The 23,600-nt window shown below is 33.9% G+C and carries 21 protein-coding genes; 6 read left to right on the top strand and 15 right to left on the bottom strand.

The features are described 5' to 3' along the window. The first annotated feature begins 1 nt into the window (after position 1). Together MW688_RS16580 and MW688_RS16575 are read left to right on the top strand one after the other, a co-directional pair. Complete coding sequence (locus MW688_RS16580) at positions 2-1,219, top strand: lipid-A-disaccharide synthase-related protein (protein WP_486737122.1); 1,218 nt, start codon at positions 2-4, stop codon at positions 1,217-1,219. 135 nt (positions 1,220-1,354) lie between these two features. Beyond that, positions 1,355-1,948 (top strand): Uma2 family endonuclease, encoded by a 594-nt coding sequence (locus MW688_RS16575; protein WP_486737121.1) that lies wholly within the window; start codon positions 1,355-1,357, stop codon positions 1,946-1,948. A gap of 306 nt (positions 1,949-2,254) precedes the next feature. Here the strand turns inward: MW688_RS16575 and MW688_RS16570 are convergent, their stop codons facing one another. Further along, complete coding sequence (locus MW688_RS16570) at positions 2,255-2,899, bottom strand: class I SAM-dependent methyltransferase (protein WP_486737120.1); 645 nt, start codon at positions 2,897-2,899, stop codon at positions 2,255-2,257. A gap of 90 nt (positions 2,900-2,989) precedes the next feature. After that, complete coding sequence (locus MW688_RS16565) at positions 2,990-3,295, bottom strand: hypothetical protein (protein WP_486737119.1); 306 nt, start codon at positions 3,293-3,295, stop codon at positions 2,990-2,992. A gap of 1,773 nt (positions 3,296-5,068) precedes the next feature. On the opposite strand from MW688_RS16565, the gene MW688_RS16560 reads away from it, so the two are divergent. Next, positions 5,069-6,037 carry an FkbM family methyltransferase gene (locus tag MW688_RS16560; protein ID WP_486737118.1) on the top strand — a complete coding sequence of 323 codons (969 nt, stop codon included), beginning with the start codon at positions 5,069-5,071 and terminating at the stop codon, positions 6,035-6,037. A gap of 41 nt (positions 6,038-6,078) precedes the next feature. Here the strand turns inward: MW688_RS16560 and MW688_RS16555 are convergent, their stop codons facing one another. Next, positions 6,079-6,876 carry a glycosyltransferase family 2 protein gene (locus MW688_RS16555; protein WP_486737117.1) on the bottom strand — a complete coding sequence of 266 codons (798 nt, stop codon included), beginning with the start codon at positions 6,874-6,876 and terminating at the stop codon, positions 6,079-6,081. Between the two features lie 44 nt (positions 6,877-6,920). Beyond that, positions 6,921-8,441: a polysaccharide biosynthesis/export family protein gene (locus MW688_RS16550; protein ID WP_486737116.1), complete on the bottom strand. Its 1,521-nt coding sequence runs from the start codon at positions 8,439-8,441 to the stop codon at positions 6,921-6,923. Between the two features lie 592 nt (positions 8,442-9,033). Between MW688_RS16550 and MW688_RS16545 the strand changes: the two genes are divergently transcribed. Together MW688_RS16545 and MW688_RS16540 are read left to right on the top strand one after the other, a co-directional pair. Then, the gene (locus MW688_RS16545; protein ID WP_486737115.1) at positions 9,034-9,771 is read left to right on the top strand and encodes an FkbM family methyltransferase; all 738 of its coding nucleotides are present in this window, start codon (positions 9,034-9,036) and stop codon (positions 9,769-9,771) included. Between the two features lie 345 nt (positions 9,772-10,116). Continuing rightward, entirely contained in the window at positions 10,117-10,458 is a 342-nt protein-coding gene (locus tag MW688_RS16540) for a hypothetical protein (RefSeq protein WP_486737114.1), read from the top strand. Here the strand turns inward: MW688_RS16540 and MW688_RS16535 are convergent. From MW688_RS16535 to MW688_RS16485, 11 genes are all read right to left on the bottom strand, one after another. Continuing rightward, positions 10,436-10,639 carry a hypothetical protein gene (locus MW688_RS16535; RefSeq protein WP_486737113.1) on the bottom strand — a complete coding sequence of 68 codons (204 nt, stop codon included), beginning with the start codon at positions 10,637-10,639 and terminating at the stop codon, positions 10,436-10,438. The two genes, MW688_RS16540 and MW688_RS16535, sit on opposite strands and share 23 nt — an antisense overlap. 315 nt (positions 10,640-10,954) lie before the next feature. Next, entirely contained in the window at positions 10,955-12,148 is a 1,194-nt protein-coding gene (locus MW688_RS16530; protein WP_486737112.1) for a glycosyltransferase, read from the bottom strand. Beyond that, the gene (locus MW688_RS16525) at positions 12,145-13,332 is read right to left on the bottom strand and encodes a glycosyltransferase family 4 protein (protein ID WP_486737111.1); all 1,188 of its coding nucleotides are present in this window, start codon (positions 13,330-13,332) and stop codon (positions 12,145-12,147) included. Before MW688_RS16525 ends, MW688_RS16530 begins: the two co-directional genes overlap by 4 nt. A 17-nt stretch (positions 13,333-13,349) precedes the next feature. After that, positions 13,350-14,612: a glycosyltransferase family 4 protein gene (locus tag MW688_RS16520; RefSeq protein ID WP_486737110.1), complete on the bottom strand. Its 1,263-nt coding sequence runs from the start codon at positions 14,610-14,612 to the stop codon at positions 13,350-13,352. After that, a complete protein-coding gene (locus tag MW688_RS16515; protein ID WP_486737109.1) occupies positions 14,596-15,951 on the bottom strand; it encodes a hypothetical protein in 1,356 nt (451 codons plus the stop codon). Before MW688_RS16515 ends, MW688_RS16520 begins: the two co-directional genes overlap by 17 nt. Continuing rightward, positions 15,948-16,958 (bottom strand): glycosyltransferase family 4 protein, encoded by a 1,011-nt coding sequence (locus MW688_RS16510; protein WP_486737108.1) that lies wholly within the window; start codon positions 16,956-16,958, stop codon positions 15,948-15,950. Before MW688_RS16510 ends, MW688_RS16515 begins: the two co-directional genes overlap by 4 nt. Before the next feature lie 28 nt (positions 16,959-16,986). Beyond that, positions 16,987-18,177, bottom strand: coding sequence for a glycosyltransferase family 4 protein (locus tag MW688_RS16505; protein ID WP_486737107.1), 1,191 nt, complete (start codon positions 18,175-18,177; stop codon positions 16,987-16,989). Between the two features lie 18 nt (positions 18,178-18,195). After that, positions 18,196-18,933 (bottom strand): FkbM family methyltransferase, encoded by a 738-nt coding sequence (locus MW688_RS16500; RefSeq protein WP_486737106.1) that lies wholly within the window; start codon positions 18,931-18,933, stop codon positions 18,196-18,198. Next, on the bottom strand, positions 18,930-20,036 hold the full coding sequence (locus tag MW688_RS16495; RefSeq protein ID WP_486737105.1) for a hypothetical protein: 1,107 nt from the start codon (positions 20,034-20,036) through the stop codon (positions 18,930-18,932). The genes MW688_RS16500 and MW688_RS16495 overlap by 4 nt, the downstream gene beginning before the upstream one ends. Positions 20,037-20,101: 65 nt before the next feature. Then, positions 20,102-20,863 carry an FkbM family methyltransferase gene (locus tag MW688_RS16490; RefSeq protein WP_486737104.1) on the bottom strand — a complete coding sequence of 254 codons (762 nt, stop codon included), beginning with the start codon at positions 20,861-20,863 and terminating at the stop codon, positions 20,102-20,104. Between the two features lie 451 nt (positions 20,864-21,314). Continuing rightward, positions 21,315-21,539: a class I SAM-dependent methyltransferase gene (locus MW688_RS16485; RefSeq protein ID WP_486737137.1), complete on the bottom strand. Its 225-nt coding sequence runs from the start codon at positions 21,537-21,539 to the stop codon at positions 21,315-21,317. Between the two features lie 983 nt (positions 21,540-22,522). On the opposite strand from MW688_RS16485, the gene MW688_RS16480 reads away from it, so the two are divergent. Beyond that, positions 22,523-23,290: a hypothetical protein gene (locus MW688_RS16480; protein ID WP_486737103.1), complete on the top strand. Its 768-nt coding sequence runs from the start codon at positions 22,523-22,525 to the stop codon at positions 23,288-23,290. Positions 23,291-23,600: the final 310 nt, after the last annotated feature.

The following is a 23,600-nucleotide window of genomic DNA, read 5'->3' as shown; positions in this document are numbered from 1 at the left end:
GATGATAAGAAAACTACTTTGTTTAAGCAATGGTCATGGAGAAGATGCGATCGCCCTCGCTATTTTACAACAGTTACCCAGAGAAAACCTAGAAATCTATGCCCTCCCTTTAGTGGGAAATGGTACCCCCTATATTGAGCAGAATATACCCATAATCGGACCAAGTCAAATACTCCCTTCTGGCGGCTTTATCTACATGGATAGCCGTCAACTTTGGCAGGATGTGCAGCAGGGACTAATTCAGCTTACCATTAATCAGTATCGTGCCATTCAACAGTGGGTAAAATTAAATTCTACTGATTCTTTAGCTATATTGGCAGTAGGTGATATATTACCTTTGGGTTTGGCATGGCTAACAGGAGTTAACTATGCTTTTGTGGGTACAGCCAAATCAAATTACCATCTAAACAATCAAAAAGGATGGTTATCACAAAGATCAATATATTTACCCTGGGAGCGTTGGTTGATGAGTAATCGGCGTTGTTTAGGGGTATATCCACGAGATAGTATCACAGCTAAAAAGCTTTCTGAATACTCAATAAAAGTGTTTGACTACGGGAATCCCATGATGGATTTAGTAGATGTTTCCTGTAAGTCGTCGAAGATTTCAAAGACACTGACTATTTTACTACTACCTGGTTCACGTCCACAAGAAGCTGAGGGTAACTGGTCACAAATTCTAGAATCAGTAGAAATAATCAATCAAACAGTTACCAAGGAAGCAATCATCTATTTAGCAGCGATCGCACCCACTGTAGATTTAAATAATCTCAAACAAATATTACTTAACCATGGATTCCAAGAAATAACTAATCCAGAAATAATGCCCATAAAAGATCCTAAAGCCATTAGCTTCTTAAAACAACAAAGCCAGTTAATTTTGACACAACATGCCTATAGCCAATGCTTACACCAAGCAGACATAAGTATAGCCATGGCGGGGACAGCCACAGAACAATTTGTCGGACTAGGAAAACCAGCGATCGCCATGCCGGGAAAAGGCCCTCAATACAATAAAACCTTTGCTAAAATACAAAAGCGCCTGTTGGGACCTTCTTTAATTCTCGTAGACAAACCAGAAGCAGTAGCTAAAACAGTAGAATCACTTCTCAATGATTCCCAAAGATTAGCAGAAATTGCCCAAAATGGTAGATATAGGATGGGTAAACCAGGAGCTGCCCAACGTATTGCTACTAGTTTAATGAGTAATCTTTTTTAGCTTCATCAGTGCGCGTTGTATGGTTTATTAACTTTGTTGAGTTGGTTGTTCAAGAGAAAATCCTTGTTCTTCCAAGTTAAGAAATTTATGTTAGCATGATTAATTATACCTGTGGTCGCTTTGAGGGTAAAAAAGATGAACTCAGTTACAATTAGCAAAAATAAAGACGTTTTAGCACAAGAGTTTAAGTTGCCAGGGTGTTATGATTGGCAACAATTTAAAGCGCTGCAATCTCTTCTAGAACGACAATCTAAGATTAAGATTTCTTATTTAGATGGAGTAACTGAATTAATGACATTAGGGGAAGAGCATGAAAGTATTAAGAGTATGATTGCTATTTTATTGGGTATCTATTTTTGGCAGAACAAAATAGATTTTATCCCGGTGGGAAGTGCTACCCGTGAATCAGAAATACGAGGAGTGTCTTTTGAACCTGATGAGTCTTATTACATTGGTGAAAAGAAGGAAAATCCTGATTTAGCGATTGAAGTTAATATTACTAGTGGCAATGTTAACAAGTTAGAAAAATATCGACGATTCAGCATACAAGAGGTGTGGATATGGCAAGAAAATAAGTTTTCTCTTTATACTTTAGAAAGCGATAAGTATCAGCAAATTTTCCAGAGTAAGTTATTGCCTGAGTTAAATTTTAAATTATTAGAAAATTGTATTCTAATGTCTTCTAAACTCGAAGCTATGAATACTTTTAGTCAAGGTTGTAAAAAATAGGAAAGTTTCAAAAATGGGCTCTATTGGTACAAAATTAAGAAATTTTACTAATCAATAATACAGCTTGGCCCATATCTTGCACTCCTAAAAAAATACAGAAATAGGCCAACAGACGAGAATCAATTTTTAAGGGGTTAGGATCAATTCTCTAACTCATTACTCATTACTCATTACTCATTACTCATTACTTCAAAACTCACTATTCATTACTTCAAGACTTCAAGACTTCTTACTCATTACTTATTACTCATTACTCATTACTCAACTCCAACCAGTAACATTAGGTAAAGATGGGAGGGTCTGAGTTTACTTGATACCTTCTAAATTAAGGCTGAGAGGATTACTAGACCAATCCTTAAAAGTGGTCAATTCACACTTACCAGATTGCCAGGATTGAACTGTTTTAAATCCTGTTTTTTCTAATAGTTGGGTTAAACTTTGCTCGTTAAAAATAGTTTTGTGATAATTATACTGATGGTTTTGTGCTCCCATGAGAGGTAAGATAATCGTATTAACATCATAATTATTTTTTTGATAAAGTTCTACTAAATAATCAAAATTAGGTACAGAAAGACGTAAGATACCTCCGACTTTTAAAACTCTAAACCATTCAGATAAAACTGTGGGAATTTCTGTATGGGAGAAATGTTCGAGGCAGTGGCAAGAATAGATTAAATCCACAGTTTCGGTTTCAAAAGGAACAGGATCGCTTAAGTTACGAATATAGTGAATATGGGGAGCAGGTAAAGCATCTATATTCACAAATTGAGGGTGGTTAATTTTGCCACAACCTAAATGTAGATTTAGTTGATTATCCTTAGTAGTAGGAAAAGAAGGGCGATTGATCGCTCTTTTGGTTTTAGCTAAAATTAAACCAAGTTTTTGGAATAGCTGAGTTTCTGTCCAATCAGTATTTTTCAGTCGTTTGAGGATGTAAATGGATTGAGTCATAGAAGTAATGATAGTCAAATTAAGCTTAATTGAGATTTTAACTTTTTTCTATGTACTTGGTGGATAATATCTAAGATCAAGTTTCTTTAATTAGTTATAGTAAATTAAGATGTGGCGATCGCACTGGTAGAGTTTAGAGTTGCTTCTCAACCATTTTAAAAATCTAATTCTGCCAGTAAAATTCCAGAAAGTCTGCGTTATTTCAGCGATCGCCAAATATCTTAAAAATATCGAAGTCCGTGTAATCATTTCCTTGTTATAATCAATCAAAATATGGCGATCGCACTGGGAGAGTTTAGAGTTGCTTTTCAACCATTTTAAAAATCTAATTCTGCCAGTAAAATTCCAGAAAGTCTGCGTTATTTCAGCGATCGCCAAATATCTTAAAAATATCAAGGTCCGTGTAATGATTCCCTAGTTATAATCAATCAAAATATGGCGATCGCACTGCTAAAGTTTAGAGTTGCTTTTCAACCATTTTTAAAATCTAATTCTGCCAGTAAAATTCCAGAAAGTCTGCGTTATTTCAGCGATCGCCAAATATCTTAAAAATATCGAAGTCCGTGTAATCATTTCCTTGTTATAATCAATCAAAATATGGCGATCGCACTGGTAAAGTTTAGAGTTGCTTTTCAACCATTTTTAAAATCTAATTCTGCCAGTAAAGTTCCAGAAAGTCTGCTTCATTTCAGCGATCGCCAAATATCTTAAAAATATCAAGGTCCGTGTAATGATTCCCTAGTTATAATCAATCAAAATATGGCGATCGCACTGGTAAAGTTTAGAGTTGCTTTTCAACCATTTTTAAAATCTAATTCTGCCAGTAAAATTCCAGAAAGTCTGCGTTATTTCAGCGATCGCCAAATATCTTAAAAATATCAAGGTCCGTGTAATGATTCCCTAGTTATAATCAATCAAAATATGGCGATCGCACTGGTAAAGTTTAGAGTTGCTTTTCAACCATTTTTAAAATCTAATTCTGCCAGTAAAATTCCAGAAAGTCTGCGTTATTTCAGCGATCGCCAAATATCTTAAAAATATCAAAGTCCGTGTAATGATTCCCTAGTTATAATCAATCAAAATATGGCGATCGCACTGGTAAAGTTTAGAGTTGCTTTTCAACCATTTTTAAAATCTAATTCTGCCAGTAAAGTTCCAGAAAGTCTGCTTCATTTCAGCGATCGCCAAATATCTTAAAAATATCAAAGTCCGTGTAATGATTCCCTAGTTATAATCAATCAAAATATGGCGATCGCACTGCTAAAGTTTAGAGTTGCTTTTCAACCATTTTTAAAATCTAATTCTGCCAGTAAAATTCCAGAAAGTCTGCGTTATTTCAGCGATCGCCAAATATCTTAAAAATATCAAAGTCCGTGTAATGATTCCCTAGTTATAATCAATCAAAATATGGCGATCGCACTGGTAAAGTTTAGAGTTGCTTTTCAACCATTTTTAAAATCTAATTCTGCCAGTAAAGTTCCAGAAAGTCTGCTTCATTTCAGCGATCGCCAAATATCTTAAAAATATCAAGGTCCGTGTAATGATTCCCTAGTTATAATCAATCAAAATATGGCGATCGCACTGGTAAAGTTTAGAGTTGCTTTTCAACCATTTTTAAAATCTAATTCTGCCAGTAAAATTCCAGAAAGTCTGCGTTATTTCAGCGATCGCCAAATATCTTAAAAATATCAAGGTCCGTGTAATCATTTCCTTGTTATAATCAATCAAAATATGGCGATCGCACTGGTAAAGTTTAGAGTTGCTTTTCAACCATTTTTAAAATCTAATTCTGCCAGTAAAGTTCCAGAAAGTCTGCTTCATTTCAGCGATCGCCAAATATCTTAAAAATATCAAAGTCCGTGTAATGATCCCCTAGTTATAATCAATCAAAATATGGCGATCGCACTGGGAGAGTTTAGAGTTAGGAAAAATGACCATCAAAACTCATAATACTGGGAATGGGGGACTGGCGCTTCTTTTGAGAGAGGCTTTCATTGTCAAAGCATTCGAGCAAAAAATCAACTTTTTCTGGGATTAAATTAGTACATGGGTACTGAGGCAAACTCTGAGGTAAACAAGGATCCGCAAAACGCATTGCTACTAGTTTAACAAATAATTTTTTGCTATAATTCTTCTTGATTACTACTAGGATGTAGGATATTTTTCTATATGATCACTAATTTCGCTAATTTTGCACTTCAAGTAGTTGGCACTACTACTAAAACTCTTCCTTATTTCAAGGGTCAAGGAAGATTTTATCGATTTTTTAACAAAGTAATCAATCAATTAGGGGCATATCCGGTTGTAAAAACTAAAATGAAAGATGGTACTACTATGATTGTAGACTTAAGAACTAATACAGATATAGATGCTTTTTACAAAGGTAGATATGATCACGATTTACTTAGCTTAGTTCATAGTTTATTTAACAAAGATGATTATTTTGTAGATATAGGTGCAAATATAGGTTTTTATACAGTTTCTGTAGGAAATTTGATCAAAAAAAATAACGCTAAAGGTAAAGTAATCGCCTTTGAACCATTTATAGGAAATTATCAACGACTTATAGAAAATCTTAAAATAAATAATCTAGAAAATTACTGTATAGCTCAAAATCTTGGTTTATCTAATGAAAATAAACAAACTTTAATAACTTTACGAGAAGACTTTTTGACTGGTTCAGCTACTGGTAATGCTGCTATTGCAATCTCTGAAGAATTTGATCAAGGATTTACTAAAGTACCTATTGAATTGGAAAGATTAGATGATTTTTGGTCTAATTTTAATCACCAAAATCTTAAGATTGATTTAATTAAAATGGATATCGAAGGTCATGAAGATTTATGTCTACAAGGAGGTTTAGAAATAATCAAAAAATATCGACCCACTATACTAATGGAGGTTAATAAGGTATTCTTTTCAGTAAGAAAATTAGATTTGGATCAAACTTTTTTACCATTATTTCCTGAAAATTATCTTATTTTTCGCAACAATAAAAAAAATTGGCAGTTAATAACTTCTTTAACTAGTTGTAATGATTTTGATAATATTTTTTTAGTTCCTCAAGAAAAATTAACTCTCACACCATACCGAGTCTTTGAGATTGATTCCAATGAGAGAGAAACTAGAATCAAGTAATTCTTCACAACAGAGTACAAAGTACTGAACTCCCAAATTTTCTAAACCCGGGGTTTGCAAATTGCTGCATTCCCCATTGTCAATGTCAATTCTATTAACCGTATTGATAATAAACTTTCTGCAAACATTCTTTGAAAAGCGTAGTACCAACCATGCCAACCATCTAAAAAACCTCTTTTGAGAATGAGGCAATAGATGAAAATAACAAAGGGGGCTATGACTTTTTGTTTACGTATTTTATCTCCGAAGCTCAATTCTTGAGCAGGGGTTTGTGTAAGTTTTTTAGCTTCGATAATCATGTAACGATCTTGTGCCCATAACCAACGGCTTAGGGACTTGCGATCGTCGTGCCAAATATAATTATTTAAATATTTGGATTCACCCTGTAACTGTAACAGTTGGGTGTGTCCGTCGTTCATATAAATAGCTTGTTTTCTTTTAAATAAACTGAGACGCGGCGGTAAAATCGTCCCTCTTAGGGGTTTACCAAAAACACAATATTTGAAAGGGGTAAAATAACCGTTAATGTTACTATTTTCTGGTAGTTCAGCAATTTCCTGGAGTAATTCATCGCTGACTAAATAATCTGCATCCAAAGATAAAACCCATTCTGTCTCTATTTGTTCTAGTCCATAATTCCACTGTTGACCATGAGTATCAAATCTTCTTTGTTTTACTTCTACTTGAGGATATCTTTGGAGAATATCAATTGTTTCATCTGTACTGTAACTGTCTATAACTATAATTTTTTTGGCCCAGGTGAGTTTTTGCAAGCTGCGATCAATATTTGGGCTTTCATTATAAGTAAGAACTAATGGTGTGATATTTTCTAGCAGCATGGTAAGTTATTTTTAACTAGGTTTGGTGAAAAACTAAATTTTCATCAGTTAAATAAATCAAAGGGAGTAAATAAACTTAAAACTTGACGGAAGGGACTGGTTAAAGTTTCAAGAACATCTGAAGCTACAGTTATAGGGTTGCGTTTTACGAATACAATATCATTATTCAACAGAGGTGGATTATTTTCATCCGTAATACCAGCTCCAAAATCAACTTCTACTTTTCTCCGAGTAACTGTGCCATCAGGATTAAGGCGAATCAGTTCGGCTTTAATTTTAGCAGCACGTACATCGTCAAAACTACCAGCAGCTAGTATCGCCTGTTGCAGAGTTACATTGGGAGATAATTCTTTGGGTCCAGGATTTTCTACTTCTCCAACAACATTAACATTGATATTGTTGGGAGAAAAACTAGCTAGTCCGATTTCTCTTGTTTCTTCTACGTTGATGGTTTCCGCAGTGGGAACAACAATAACATCGCCATTTTGCAGGAGAGTATCTTCGTTTAAATCTCCAGTTTGGAGTAATTCCCAAAGATTTACTTTAATAACTTGTTCTTCTCCAGACAGTAGTTGTCTACGGACTTCGATGTTACGAACATCAGCTCTTCCTGTAAGACCTCCAGCAAATTGAATTGCTCTAGTAGTAGTAGCAAATCTTACTCCAAATTTTTGTTCTATAGTTACATTATTTGAATTGTTAACGTTATCAAATTGTAGTCTGTCATCTAATTCGTCAGGTTTGACATCTGAATCGTCTATAATGTAAGGGCCAGGACGATTGACTTCTCCTACAATACTAACTTGAATCGGAATATTAAAATTAGCAGAAAAGTCCGCCGTTGCACGTCTACGAACTCGGGCTAAATCTATTAATTCTGCACTAGGAACAATAATGCGATCGCCATCTCTTAACCCAATATCTTGGCTTAAATCTCCACTATCTAGAAATTCTTCCAGATTAACCACAAAAGTCACTTCTCTGCCTTTGAAGGTGCGAATCACCTCAATATTTTGAGCATCTGCTGAAGCATTGATTCCTTGGGCAATTTTGAGAGCATCAATTAAACTAGGAAACTCTAGGGAGGTTTGTGTTTGAACTGAAGTTCCTTCTCTAAAAGGAACTGCGTAGGAGCCTGGATTGCGTACATCGCCTGTAACTGATACGTTTACTGGTCTAGGAGCTATCAGATTCACAGCAATCAGAGGATCTACGAGCAGTTGCTGTTCTGTATATACGCGGGTAATTAATTCTTGAGCCTCTGGTAGGGTAAGTCCCACTACATCTACTCTATTGATTAAGGGTAAGTTGAGACTTCCATCTACTAGTACTTGATAGTTTTGACTATATTCTGGGACGTTGAAAATATCTAGGGCAATAATATCCCCTGGGCCTAAAGTATAGGGAGTTTGATTTTGCTGTGATACATAAACAGAATTCCCAGACACTTGGCTAATCGGAGATTGTGATGATGGCGGTGTAGGAATTTCTTGAGCTGTAGCTATGGAGGATTGACTAATTAGCAAAATTGGCCATACTAGGTGATTAAGACTAATTTTTCGCATAAGCTTTTCATTAATATATATTTAATTAGTTGTTTAATTTTTTTGTTTAGTTTTTTTGCTTACAAATATGTTTAAGCAATGATTTTAGTAGATTGTATCATAGGTTTAATGAAATTGGTGAAAATATTTAAATATCTAGCTAGATTTTCAGAAAGTAATCATTCTGGTTGCTCAATTAAAAAATTTAGGATAGAATTCTTGTGTCAAGTCGAGTCATAGTCTTGAAGATTTACTTTTTAACCCAGATTACACAGGTCAATAGATGATATCAAGTTCGGGTGAATACTTACAATAAAAATGAGGTGAGGCAGGAGGCACCGAGGCACCGAGGCAGAAGGAAAGGAAGAAGGTATGAAGGTAGAACTTTATCATAACTAATTAAACGGACATGATATGATAGGCGATCGCCCATCGCCAATTCACAAAAACATCATGTATCTCTTAATAATAGATAAGTTATGCTTTTCAAAAAGAGAATATGCCAAGTAATAAATGATTGGTGATTACTGATAACTTTTTGCTTCACTGGGAGTGGATCTGACTATGTTAGGTAGAGGTAGAGAAAAAAAATAAAAATACAAAAATCAAAAACATGATGAAGAATACTTTTAAATCGATATGCCGAAATTTTGGTATCAATATATGTAGTACTGATCGTCTTGGTGTAGATGTTGAAATTGACTTAAAACGACTTACTGAGAACGATCCTCTTCAAAACATCTTCGATGTTGGGGGCAATTTTGGTCAGACAGCCCTTCAATTTACATCAGCATTTCCTCATGCAACTATTTTTACATTTGAACCTATTCCGATGTCGTTTGAACGTTTAACCAAAGCAGTTCAAAAGTATAAAAATATCAAGCCGTTTAACCTAGCATTAGGTGATACATCAGGAAAAATAATGATGAATGAAACACCAAATCCTGGAAATAATAGTATTTTATCAACTGCTTCTATGGTTAGAAGCCTTTCTGTTGAGATAGAGATGCTCGACTCTTTTGCAACTGCTAATTCCATTGAAATGATCGATCTTCTCAAGATCGATGTTGAAGGATATGAACTTCAAGTCCTTAAGGGAGCTGAAAAATTGTTGAGAGATGAGAAAATTCGATACGTTTTTGCTGAGTGTGTTTTTTCTCAAGATACTGAATTTCCACATACTAGTTTTTTTGATTTACATCATGTTTTAGATAAATATAATTTTTGTTTTGTTAGTTACTATGGTCAGGCTTTTAAACTTAAAAATGGATGTGCATTGGCAAATGTGCTTTACGCATTACGGTCAAAGCTTCCCGAAAAGGCTGGAGGAGGTACTATGAATATTTCCTAACATTAGTTGAGGACAAAAAAATAAATGTTGTGCTCATGCTTTATTTGTAATTCTTGCCTGACATAGCATAAAAAGGAGGCTTAAGACATTCTTCCTGTCTGTAGTTTTATTTTTTTATTGGCTTTAAAGCCAAGTTTATTTTCAAACATCAACTATGTTCCCTGTTCCTTCCTATTCCCTAAAAAAGATAACTTCTGTGTCTTAACTCACTCTTCCTTTGCTATAGATAGAATGGTTAGCATACCTAATCTATAAACATCTTGTGATCTTCAGAGCAAAAAAAATTTTTTTTAATCAGCTTTTCTGATATTTTATATTTAGTATTTCGATGACTATAACTACCCTATGGATTCCTCAATTGCTTACATATTCTCCATCAACACAGGAAGATCTGGCTCTAATTATCTGCATAAAATTTTTGATCATGTACTCAACTGCCAATCCTATCATGAACCTGAGCCAAAAGGTAATGGAAAAGCTATGCGCCATTATGCACAAGGGTATAGTAAACCAATAATATCTATTGCACAACAAAAGGTCGAGATTATTCGCAATGCTCAACTCAATGGTAAGGTATATGTTGAAACCAATCACTCTTTTATAAAAGGGTTTGGATGGTTTATTCCCAAGTTGCTCGATGAGCAAAAGATAGGTGTGATTATTCTCAAGAGAGAAAATCTAAGATAGCATCTAGTCTACTTAGAATAAAATGTTCTCCTGTTGTAAATTCTGGGAGGGACTGGATTACTACACCTGACAAGAAAAATTTCTTAATTAAGCCACCATCGCTACTGGTTTCTCCTAAAATAACATACTCTTTTGCTTGTTTAGCAAAGTCGTTATTTAGAGTTATTTCTAAAATATTCAAGGATTTTCAAGATCCCCAATGGTTGACCAATTATGAGTTTGAATGCCTTAAATGGTATGTAAGGGAGACAAATGCGCAAGCAGAAGAGTTTAAAAAGCAATTTCCCAGTATTAGATTTTACGAGATAGATGTAGAAGATCTCAACTCTTATGAGAGAGTACAAGATATGCTGAAATACTTTGGTTGTAAGGAGAAAGAGTCTTTAAGAGAGATTATTGGCAAACCGACCAATCTATTGAGAAATAAATGAGTTTTCCATTCAAATAATTTAGTACAGAAGTACTGGTGGAAGATGTGAGTTAACCTGAACGGAGGTTAATCAATAACACAGCTTGGGGTGATTCCGCCAGATAAAATCCAGCGATAAACTTCCGCCATCTGTTTACCAATATAGTCCCAAGAATATTTTTCTTGAACTACAATTCTCCCTTTTTCGCCCATTTTGAGACGTTGACTGGATGATAATTTCATTGCTTCCATTAACGCTGATTTTAAAGCTTCCTGATTATCTTCTATCCACCAACCACAATCATAACTCAATAAATCTTCCCAAGGAGCTTCTTTTGTGGTGATTACGGGAACTTGATATGATAGAGATTCTGCCACCACAATCCCAAAATTTTCTGAATGGGTTGGTAAAACAAATAAATCAGCATTGGCTAAAGCTGATGCTTTCGTTTCTCCAGAAAGCATCCCCGTAAAAGTAACCCTATGGTTAAGTTGTAATTCTTGGGTTAATTTTTCTAATTTATTTCGATAACCGAGTGAGTCAGGTCCGGCGATAATCAAATGCCAATCTGGAAATTGCTTTGCTATTTGAGACCAAGTCAATAGTAAATTATCTATGCCTTTTTTTGGATGTAAACGAGATAAAAATAATAGCCATTGAGAATTGGCTATTGTGGGAAATAAGTCAGTCAAGATTGTTCTTGGAGGAGTATTTTCTAAATTAGGAATGTCTACACCATTAGGAAGTAATGCTATGGGTTGTTGATAACCCAACTTTCTTATAGAATTGACTTCTTCCTCAGAAGTTGCATGAAAAGCAGTAGCACAATTTAAGTTTTGTTTTTCGTATAAAATCCAAGCTAGTATTTTTTTATACTTACCATATTTTAGTGACCATGATTCCAACATTCCTCTAGGAGAAATTACTAGAGGAATATTATATTTTACTGCTGCTAGTCTTGCATAAATATTGAAAAACAACCATAAACCGTGGTTATGAATTAAATCAAATCGAGTTTCAGATAACTTACAAAGATATTGATAAGCACTAGGCTGAAATCCTACTAAATATTGAGCTGTTTTACTAGCTACTTGTGAGTAAACTTTTACTTCATCAGGAACTACTATTTTTCCACGAGTTTGATAATCTAAGGTAAATATGCTAGATTCAATTTCATAATTTAATAGGCTTTGAGCGATTCTAGATACGCTATATGCAGGACCTCCTACATTTTCATTGATACTATCTATGACTTGACAGATATTAAGAAGATTATTCATGGTTTTTGATGGTGTAAAAATTCCTCAAGAAAATTTTTCAGAGTTTGGGTAAAGTTTTCAAAACCATAGATTTCATTAACTTTTTTTCTTAAAGTTTCTGGTTGATATAGTAATTTATTGGGGTAATTACCTTGTAAAATAGAAGTGATCACAGATGCTATTTCTGCCACATCATCAGGATTAACCAAAGCCCCTAATTCTCCATGGCACAAAGCATCTAAGGCCCCATCTTGATCCCCTCCTAATACTGGTTTACCACAAGCAAGGGCCTCTAAATAAACAATTCCGAAGCCTTCTCCTTTGCTAGGCATGGCAAATACATCACAAAGATTGTAATAATCCCCCAGTTGTTCATCAGGAATAAATCCAGCTAAAGTGACATTTTTACTTAATCCTAGTTCTTCAATTAAAAGCCTTATTCTTTCTTGATCTTTGCCTTTACCCACGATTATATAATGAGCATCGGGAATACTAGTTAAAATTTGAGGTAATGCTTTAATAATTTGGTCATATCCTTTGTAGCGATCTTTTCCTGCTAATCTTGCCACTGTCAAAATAATTGGTTGATTGGGTTTTAGATTATGTTTTTTGAGCAGATAATCAGGTTTTGAGGCAATTTGAAACCTATCTATTTCAAAAGTACATGGAAGTATTGATATAATTTTTTCCTCAATATTTTGTTTTTGGAGAAGCCGACTTTTAGTATAATCTCCAATAGAAATAATACGGTCACTAGAAGCTAATGCTCGTCTGACCATTGGATTAGTTATGTTCCATACCTCTACACCGTAGATGAATGTCCAGTAAGAAGTACCAGTAATTGTTTTAATAATATAAGCTACAGGAGTAAAATTTACATGGCAACAAAAAATAAAATCGGGTTTTTGTAATAATCCATAACTCAAAATTTTAAGAGAAAAAATTAGAGTTCTCAAAAAGGAAGAAAATTGTCCAAAAAAGTGAAAGTTAAATTTCTCTAAATAAGGAAAATCTGATAAATCGACTGAATTAGTATCATTTTTGAGAAATACCTGATATTTATTAGTAGGTAAAATTGCTTGCATAGCCCCAAGCAAAAAACTACAATAAACTTGTATTCCTCCTTTGAATTGAAAAATATTAGGAATCCAAAGGTGAATTTTTAAATTTTTACTTTCAGTAGAGGTAATAGGTGATACAGTCATAGATTTCATAAAAAATTTCAATTTTTGTTGTTGTTACTAGAAATAACTTCGGTAATTTTTTGAGCCAACTTTTGCCGATAAATTCTCCAGGTTAATGATTCTGCTTTTTTCCTAGCCATTTGTCCCATTTGGGCTAATTCATCAGGATGATCATAGCACCATTGTATTTTTTCCTTTAACGCTTCTACATCGCGAATTGGGACAATAAAACCATCAACTCCTTCAGTAATTATGTCGAAGCCACCAGTATTAGGAGTAGTAATTACAGGTATCCCGCAAGCCATCGCTTCTAAAATGACTAAACCAAAGCCTTCCATGAGAGAAGGGAAAACCAGAATACTTCCTTGACTATAGTATTCATTTAATAGTAAATGAGGAACAGAAGGAATATGACGACATATATGCTTATATTGTTCTAACCAGCCTTGAGGAAATAAATTAGAACCGACTAAAAGTAATTCAGAATTAGCTAATTTTAATTGTTCCCAAGCAGGCATCAAATATTGAACCCCCTTGCGAGTAGAGATTCTCCCTACATAGATTACTCTAAATATATCATCTTTTTTGGGTTGGGGTTGGAAATTTTCTATAGGGCATCCGTAGGGGATAAGAGTAATCTTGTCTTCTGGTACACCAATTTCTAAAAGAGACCGTTTCGTAATTGAAGAAGCCACAAAAATATGATCAGCAAGTTCTACTTCTGCTTGTTTGCGCTTAATTTTCAAAGGATTTTTGGCATCTATTTCAATAGATTGCACAAGATTAGGAAATCTAGCTGCTTCTTCCTCCATAATTCTATCTTTCATTTGATAGTATGGAATTGGTAAATCATAGAGACACATAATTCCTTTAGCTTTGGCTTGAGCAAATGTTGTAGCTGCCAGGTCTTCGTAAAGATAAATAGCATCTAAATTATCTAAATGATGCTTGGCAATTTTTTTGTCTAATTCCCGATTAACCCAGTCAGTTAACTGTTGATTAGTTATTCCTAGTTTCGATACTAATTTAGTTCTAGCCAACAATATGCGAATAATCTCTTTCCATGGATATGTTGTCATAGCTTCTACATTCCAACTTCTTCTACTTAATTCCTTATTCAGATAGTCACTGAAGTGGTTAGGAAATAGTTCAATAAACTTGTTCAAGAAAGATTGAGGATTGTAGGCTAGAGTAGTAATAGCTTCATTAAGAAGACCATATTCTTTTAATGCTAAAGCAGCATTGCGGGCATCACCAGGATTGATATGATGAGCTATGGAAACTTTATACTGTGTATTCATTGTATTCTAATTGTGTCTTATGAGTAACCTGTGTATTTGTCTTTGATTCTAATTGAGGTAATAGGAAAATAAAACCTGTTAAAAACCAATAATAGAATTGGGCATAAATATTAAACACGATAAGACCAGCAAAATTATAAACATGGAACACAAATACAGAAATCATTAAACTTAAACAAAAAAAGTTTTTCAATTTACTAACTGCTTTCCAAGCGGCAAAAATTAATCCTAGACGAAATCCATACCAAAGAAAAAAACCTACTATACCAATTTCAATAACAACTCTCATCATTTCTGCTTCTAATGGCGGTAGAGGCTGTCCAGAATAGGGCAGATTAATTACATTCCGTAAAGTAGATACCGCTTGATGACTCGCACCAATACCATAAGCTTCAAATTGGTCTAGTTTAATAGTAAAAGCGTTTCCTATACGGTTAATAAGACTGTCAGAATTATTAGCTCTGATGAAAAAAGCATTAATCCCTTCTTGGAAAAATCTAGGAATAATTGCTATGGATAAAAATATCGGAACAAAAGCTTTTTTAGTTATTCTCCAAGATTGATCTGAACGAATCACAAAATTCAGGAAAAAATATCCTACCAGAAACAATACTTCATATACAATTAGTCTCCGCGCCCCAGTCATAAAAGAAGTCCCTAAGATCATCAATAATTCAATGACGGTAACTATACTCCAAAATTTTGATTGTGATTGGAAAAACAAGGGAATAATGAGGGTGAAACAAAAAGTTAAAAAAGAAGTGTAACCACCTAAATAGGGAAAAGTTGCCGTAACTCTAGCATACTCTCCTACTGTTGCTGTAGCCTGAATACCGCCACCATAAACATTGATTGGGCTGTCGATAGGACTAAAAAATTGTAGAGTTGCTAATATTCCTAGAGGAATAACCAGTAATAAATAGTTACGGATAAATTGATAGAGTTCTGTTTGATTGCGAAACAGAGTAGGTAAAATCCAGATTAACGGTATGTAGAAGAAATAGGTTTTTAAACCAAACAGTCCTACTATAATTGAACCTTGGTTAGGGTTGAATACTTGAAAAAGTCCTACTAAAAAGGCTAAGAATAATATTTGTTTGAGAAAGCTATCCTTCAAAATATATTTAGGTTCAGGACTAAGATAGTATTTTATGTAACCCAACAAGAGAACTATATCCTTGAGAAAGTAGAATATATCACTGGCTTGGGGAAATAACCATTTTCTAATTGCCCCTTCTATAACTAGTACGAACATAGTAAATTTAATAGTTACCCGCCAGTCACTAGTTACTAACCAGATAAAGCCAAAAAAAGTAATTGCCAAAATCAATAAATTCATTTAATTGCTGCCTCAAAAACTTTTAGGTATGCCTCTGCTACTACTTTACTAGTATGAAGGGCTAAATGGGAAGGGGCATTTTGTCTATATGCTGTTAATTGGTTGGGATCACTCAATAAATCAAAGAGACATTGGGTAAGCTTATCTACATCCCCGTTAGGAAATGTTACCCCACAATTAGCGATCGCCTCTTTTAAGCCTCCTTTTTCCGAACCTACTACTACACAGCCACAGGCTATCCCTTCTAAAGCTACAATACCAAAAGGTTCTTCCCAGAGAGATGGTACTACCATAATTTGATGAGCACTAAGTAATTTTACTAGTTCTTCCCCGGTTTTTACACCGACAAAGTCAACTTGATTGGCAATATTGAGATTTTGGGCTTGTTTTTGTAGGGATTCTAGTTCAATGCCGCTACCGATAACAGTTAATTGAGGAGTCAGTCCTTTTTTTTTGAGTTTTCCCATTGCCTCAAGTAGAAGATTTACCCCTTTGTCAGACACTAAACGTCCTAAAAATACTAATTCTTTGTCCCGACTAATTTCTGGTATTTGGCGAAAAAGATCATCGCGATAGGCATTAGGAATAATTGTTGATTTACCTGGAATATCTTGGGCGATCGCTTGGCTTATAGATATATTTGTAGCAAAACGAGTTATTGTTTTTTTTATTTTATCCTGCCAATTTTCACTCCCGTTACTACGACGATACCAAGTGTGATGACTTAGTACTAAAGGTCGAGGTACTAATAATATTGGCCAAATCCCTTTAAGACTAATACATCCTTGGAAATAGACTTCACTCCATTTGGTTAATTCTAGTAATTTTTGGGGTTTGGGATTACGTATTACTTCAAAACTAAATTGTTTACATTCAGGATCAGGAGTTAAAGATACTAATTTCACTTCGTGTTTTAAAGAGGTGAATTCATGAGCTAGGGTGGAAATGATCGTCTCTAGACCACCAACACTTGGATAAAAAAAAGGTGAATAAATCAGTATTTTCATAATACTAAAAAAATATAATCTTTACAAATTATTTTTGTAATTGAGATAAAGCCTTAACTATTGCTTCTATATTATCCTGGGGTGACCAGGTTATCATTCTTTGTCTAGCAGCAATACCCATTTCCTCAAGTTTTTGGCGATCGCCTAGAACTTGCTGTAAAATCTTGGCTAAAGCATCAATATCTCCACAGGGAAAAATGTAACCAGTTTCACCTTCTTTAATTAAATCTTCACGACAGCCCACGCGATCGCTCACAATCACCGGACATTCACAAAGCATAGCTTCATTAACCACAACGCCAAAAGGTTCAAAATCTGAGGGCAATACAAATAAATCTGCTGCTTTATAAATTGAAGGTAATTGAGACTGATTCACAAAACCCAAAAATTTAACTCTATCTTTTATCTTCAATGAAACTGCTTCTGCTTCTAATTCTTTTCTTAAATCACCGTCACCTGCAAAAATCAAATAGCTATTGGAGACATTTGCTTTACTAAAAGCTTTTAAAAGATCTTGGGGGCGTTTCCATGGTTGCAATTTAGCACAAAACATGACCACACTAGCATCTTCTGGTATATTCCAATCCTGACGAATTAAAGCTATATTTACTTCACTAGCTTGTGATAACCAGGACTCATTATCAACACAGAAAGGAGTTATAATAATACGTTCTGGAGGAACATTTAAACTCTCTACCACTTTTTTTCCTGGAGTTGAGCCAACTAATATAAAATCACCTAATTTAAAAATAAATGGCAAGACAATTTTTTTCAATCTACTTTTTAATTTGTTTTGATTACGAGGTTCTAATGTACTAGTATCAGTACTAAATATGAATTGTTTGCCTGTGAGTTTACTAGCAATTGCCGTAATCCAAAAACTAGCATAGGAATAACCTGTGTAAGTAATTATTGTTTCAAAGTTTCCTTGAGTTATTGTTGGCCATAAACCCCAGTTAATTAGTCCCCAAAAACCATTTAATCCTGGATTAGGAGAATTATTAGGAATTTCTCGCCAAGAATATCCATCGAGTAGGGGGATATCCCAGGATACTTCTACACCAAAATCACGCATAAAGGTGGTATTAACCCCTTCTAAACTACAATAAGCTACCTCTATTTCCAGTTGAGGATGTTTTGCCATTGTACGATACAATGGAGCCCCGTACTGTACTGGGTGCGATGCTATGATTAACAATGAATGTTTTTTATTATTCATCTTAATTTGTTTATTTTTCTAAATACAATAGGCGAAAATTTCACAGGATTTTTCTACTGGTTGTGAGTTAAGACTTACCATCTGATAGTTTAAAGATGTTAAAAGCTCACAACACTTTTGATGTACTTCTAAACCATGGGTTGCTAAAAATATTTTAGGTTTGTGTGTACTTAGTAAAGCTTGAGCACCTAACAAAACATTATATTCAGCTCCTTCTACGTCTATTTTCAAAAGATTGGGTATAGGAATGTCATTATTTTTAAGTAATTCATCTAAAGCTACTGTTGATACTGTTAGTGATCCAGTTGCAGAAAGTTGGCCCATACAACTACTTGATTCTTGAAATAATGCTGTACCCATTTCATCACTAACAGCACTTTCGACAATTTGAACGTTTTTGATTTGATTTAGCTCTAAGTGTTTATTAAGATAAAATATATTTGATGGTAAAGGTTCAAAGGCTACTACTTTACCTTTTTTTCCTACTAATACTGAAGCCAGTAAAGTATAAAATCCTACATTTGCCCCTATATCGAAAACATTATCTCCTTCAGCTATTTCTTGAACTAACGAGTTTTGTTTTTCATATTCGTAGCTACCCAACCAAAAGCCATTTTGTCCTGAGCCTACTATCCATTTTTTACCTTTTAATTTTCCTTGAAGAATAGGTACATTCATATTTTTTGGTATTAATTTAAGAGGCCATCTTAAAAGCTTTCCTATTATAGAGCGATTAGAAATTCCCGAAAAATTCATTGACTACTCTCCTCTAAATCAGTAGTAAGATAATTAGCAAAAATTTGAGTTTGTTTAAACAGATTATGATTTTGATACCAAGAATAAGCATTATCCGCAATCATTTGGGCTAAATCGAGAGATAATTTGTTACTTTTAGTATCACATACCCAATAATGTTTATTTTTTTCTAAACCATCAACAATAGATTCAATACCAGAACTTCTGATTGGCGCCAGACGATATGCACAATAAGCAGCAAAGATAGTAGATTTTCCCAAATAGCTAGTAGGAGGGAAATTAATAAAACCCGCTATTGATTTGAGCATAATTTTGCCTATTGCTTGTGGTTCTAGGATTCCTTGTTCTTGAATAGGAACATCAGGAATTAAAGATAAATCTAGATTTGTTGATTTACCTATATCATAAATCATTTCTATGTTCAATTCCTTACAAGTTTTTTTGAGTGAGTCTAGACAATTTTGGTATACCTGTCTTCTACTATTAGCACTGCCAAAAATTACTAGATTACGAGGCCTCTCCTTGAGAGGAGGAGCATCATGAGCTTCTCCAATGTTTGAAAATACAGGCATAATAGTAGTTTTGTCTGAAAAAGAAGAATCGATGTTATTTAATATTTGTACATTATCTTCTCGATTGGTTACTAAATAGTTACTTAGTTTTGATAGACGAATGGTTAATTTTTTTTGTTGAAAAGATAACCAAAATGAACTTGTCCAAGGTTTGTTAGAAGTAGCATATAATTCATGAAACATAGTCACTAATCTTCTTTCGCTGTCTTCTTTTAGCCAATTTTCTAATCCCTTCACTAACCAAGTTGGACACCCTCTTTGAGCGTAACCGTAACCTACATAATGGAGTAGAATTTTTTGGGAAGAAATAACGGATAAGCAATCACTAAGGTTATTGCCTTGACGCTTTTCTAGTTGACTAATTTTAAATCCTTCAATAGTATCGTCTCCTTGCCAAGAGAGATTACCTACTAGGAAATGGGTATCAATTTGATAATCTTGTCGTAGTTGACGAGCTAAGTTAAGGGCATAATCTCCTAAACCGTTAATAGCTGGAGGTAATTCGGGTACTATTTGTATAATATGTTTCATTTTTCAGATTATTTATTTTTTATTCAAAATTTAAAAATAAGGTTACAAATTCGTTAAATATTAGTTTATTTTTTGATAAAAATAAAATTATTTATATAATTTGAGGTTTTAATTTTTGATAAATTTTGATGGTAGTTTACATCAAAACAATCAAGAGAAGTAAGTTGTTTGTTTTGTAAAAAAAATCCCTGATATCCAAGAGAACTTATTTGCTCAAATATTTGCGTAATTAAAATATCACCAAGATGTCTTTGTTCTATTTCTATCAATAAGGTAGGATGATACTTTAAAATAGTTTTTTGAGCACCTTCAATTACTTTACTTTCATGACCTTCCACATCAATTTTAATAAAATCAACATGATCAAAATTAAATTCATCGAGTGTTTTAACATTTATATCCATTTCTATATGTTCACTAGAAGGTTTATTATTTATAGAAGCTAATCCAGTGGCTAGGGTTGTGTTTATTCTTCCTCTAATAACAGGAATATACAATTTGAAATTTTCGTTGCAGTTAGAAATACCTAAATTATATAGTTTGATATTATTTCTTGACTTTACTATATAGTCATTGATTGTTTTCGCTGGTAATATTTGTGGTTCAAAAGCATCAACATAGTCAAATATTAAAGACAAAGCATAAGTATAAAAACCGTTATTTGCTCCAATATCTATAGCCCGATATTTTCTACTCCCTGCTAATTCTTTTAAATAATAAATTTCTGATTCTAGGTGACCTAAATAATAACGATAGTAATAATTTAATGGTAATCTTAAGTGCTTTGGTGTAATTTTTAATAATGAGTTAAATAATAAATTTTGCATTTTTCTTATATTTTTAATTATCTTGAATATTTTGTGTTCTATCCTGTTTGGTCTGCTAAAAATCTGTACTAATCTTTTAAAACAATACGGGTTACCCCGTCTCGTTTCTGGCTTTTTGAGACATACTTAATACGCAAGACCCAAATAAACTGGGAAATGTATTAGTAAAAAAAGTAGTCAAATTCGAGTCGAAAGGATGAATAAATTTTATAATTAAAGGTAATGGAATATGACCCGATGCTAGACGTAATTTAACTTAATAACCAGAATTTGTTAACAGCTCATAAGCAGTATTCCAGTCATAAAAACGAAAAATGAGTTTTATCCATTAATCCTCCGTTAGTATACTTAAAATTGCCTTTAATAAATTGCCATCTTTGCTTAAAATACAAAACATTCGGTAATGCTACTGCTATTATACCATCATCACTCAAATTATTTCGTAATTTCTTTAAAAACAATTTTGCATAATACACATTCTTAATACATATCTACATACAATACAATCAAAAACTTCTAATCCAGATGGATCAAATTTGTTCAGGTCATATATTATTACAGAATCGTATATTTTCTTAGCTACATCGACTTCAGCTTCTGAGTGTGTGATCCCCACAATTCGACAATCATTAATCTCTTTAATTTTTCTACCTAAAGATCCAGTGCCACATTTAATGTCGAGAATACATTTTACATTATACCTTGAAAGTTATTAAAAAAAACCGCGCCACCTGACACCTGAAACCAAATCCGGTTATGAAATAGCCCCTACTCAGATCTTGCATCTTTATCCAAAGTTACTTGTGGATGAATAATGAGTAATGAGTAAGAAGTCTTGGAGTAAGAAGTCTTGGAGTAATGAGTTTTGAAGTCTTGAAGTGAGGAAGTAATGAGTTAAAGAATTAATGCTCAAAGCTTAAAAATTGGTTGACCGAGTGCAAAATCTTCGGCGAAAGAGAAATGAACTTTTTCTGAGGTTAATTTAGTACATAAGTACTGGTGCTTTGATATGAGCCTATAAAAAAGCTTCAAAAGCAGGGATAGATAGGATTTCAAGCTTTATAAGAGGTATAACAATAAAGGCACTTTGAAAACCGGATTTGGTATGAAACCTAGTACTTAGGGTACGGGTGAAAAAGTAAGTTTTGGTGAGGAGAAAGGCAAGAGAGGCACCGAGGCACGGAGGCTCCGAGGTAATAATGATTTATGAATTTTCGAGTAATCAAAGAAAAAAATGCACTCTTTCTAGCATAATATATCAAAAAACCTTGCACTTTTTCTGATAAAAATGGGATCAAACCTTTATCTAGCAAAAGTTTTACATTTATTCAGCAAGCCCTACTTAGATATTGCACCAGTAACTTTGTACTAACTAGCCAGCAGAAAAAATTCCTTTTTTTGATGACTAAAAGGGTTGTTGAGCACAAAATTTAAGTATAAATACTTAAATTGTTTCCGAATTCCGTGTCAGGCGTGCGCTTCCCTAGCGCCGGAAGCGCTCTTGTCGCACCGCAATTGAAGAATGGATAATTCCACCACCACAAGTAACCTTGGATAGAGATGGAAGATCTGAGTTATTATCGTGTGACCATAAAAACATTTTTGAGGCCAGCTTTTCTGATATCTTATAGTTAGTATTTCTCTGACTATGATTATTCTATGGATTCATCAATTACTTGTATATTTTCTATCAACACAGGAAGATCTGGATCTAATTATCTGCACAAAATTTTTGAGCATGTACTAGAATGCGAATCTTATCACGAACCTAAGCCATATGGTAGTGGGAAAGCTATGCGCCAATATGCACAAGGATACAATGAACCCATGAGAGCTATTGCACAACAAAAAGTCGAGATTATTCGCAATGCTCAACTAAATGGGAAGATATATGTTGAAACAAATCACTGTTTTATCAAAGGGTTTGGATGGTTTATTCCGAAATTACTTGATGAGCAAAAGATAGGCGTGATTATTCTTAATAGAGAAGAGTCCAAAATCGCCTCAAGTTTACTCAGAATAGAATGTTCTCCTCTCGTACTCAAAGGTAGAGAATGGATCACTACACCTGACAAGAAAAATTACTTAATTAAGCCACCATTGCTGCTGATTTCTCCTAGAATGACTTACTCTGTTGCTCGTTTGGCAAAATTTCCATTTAGAGTTATTCGCAAGATATTCAAAGGTTTTCAAGATCCACAATGGTTGACTAATTATGAACTTGAATGCCTTAAGTGGTATGTAAAAGAAACAAATGCTCAAACACAAGAGTTTAAAAAGCAATTTCCCCATATTAAGTATTATGAAGTCAATATAGAAGACCTCAATTCTTATGAAATAGTACAAGATATGCTGAAATACTTTGGTTGTCAGGAAAAAGAGTCGTTAAGAGAGATTGTTGGCAAACGAACTAATTTAATGAGATAGTACAAACTATCATGAGGCACTTTGATTGTAAGGAGGAAAAGAAAAGTACTTAAAAGCTTTCTCAGTAAGCTGTTCCGCACTTAAATTTTAATGACAATCTAGGCTAATAGGATATCATATCATCTCCGTTTAATTAGTTATGATAAAGTTATACCTTCATACCTTCTTCCTTCCCTTCTGCCTCTCTTGCCTCTCTTGCCTCCTGCCTCACCTCATTTTTATCGTAAGTATTCACCCGAACTTGATATCACAGCCTCTGAAATGTTTAGTTTAGGTGCGAATTAGCTGATGCACACATTTTTAATTCAGG

This window comes from Johannesbaptistia floridana (assembly GCF_057440575.1).
Note: the sequence above shows the minus strand (reverse complement) of the source record. Positions and strands in the feature narration are given on the sequence as shown.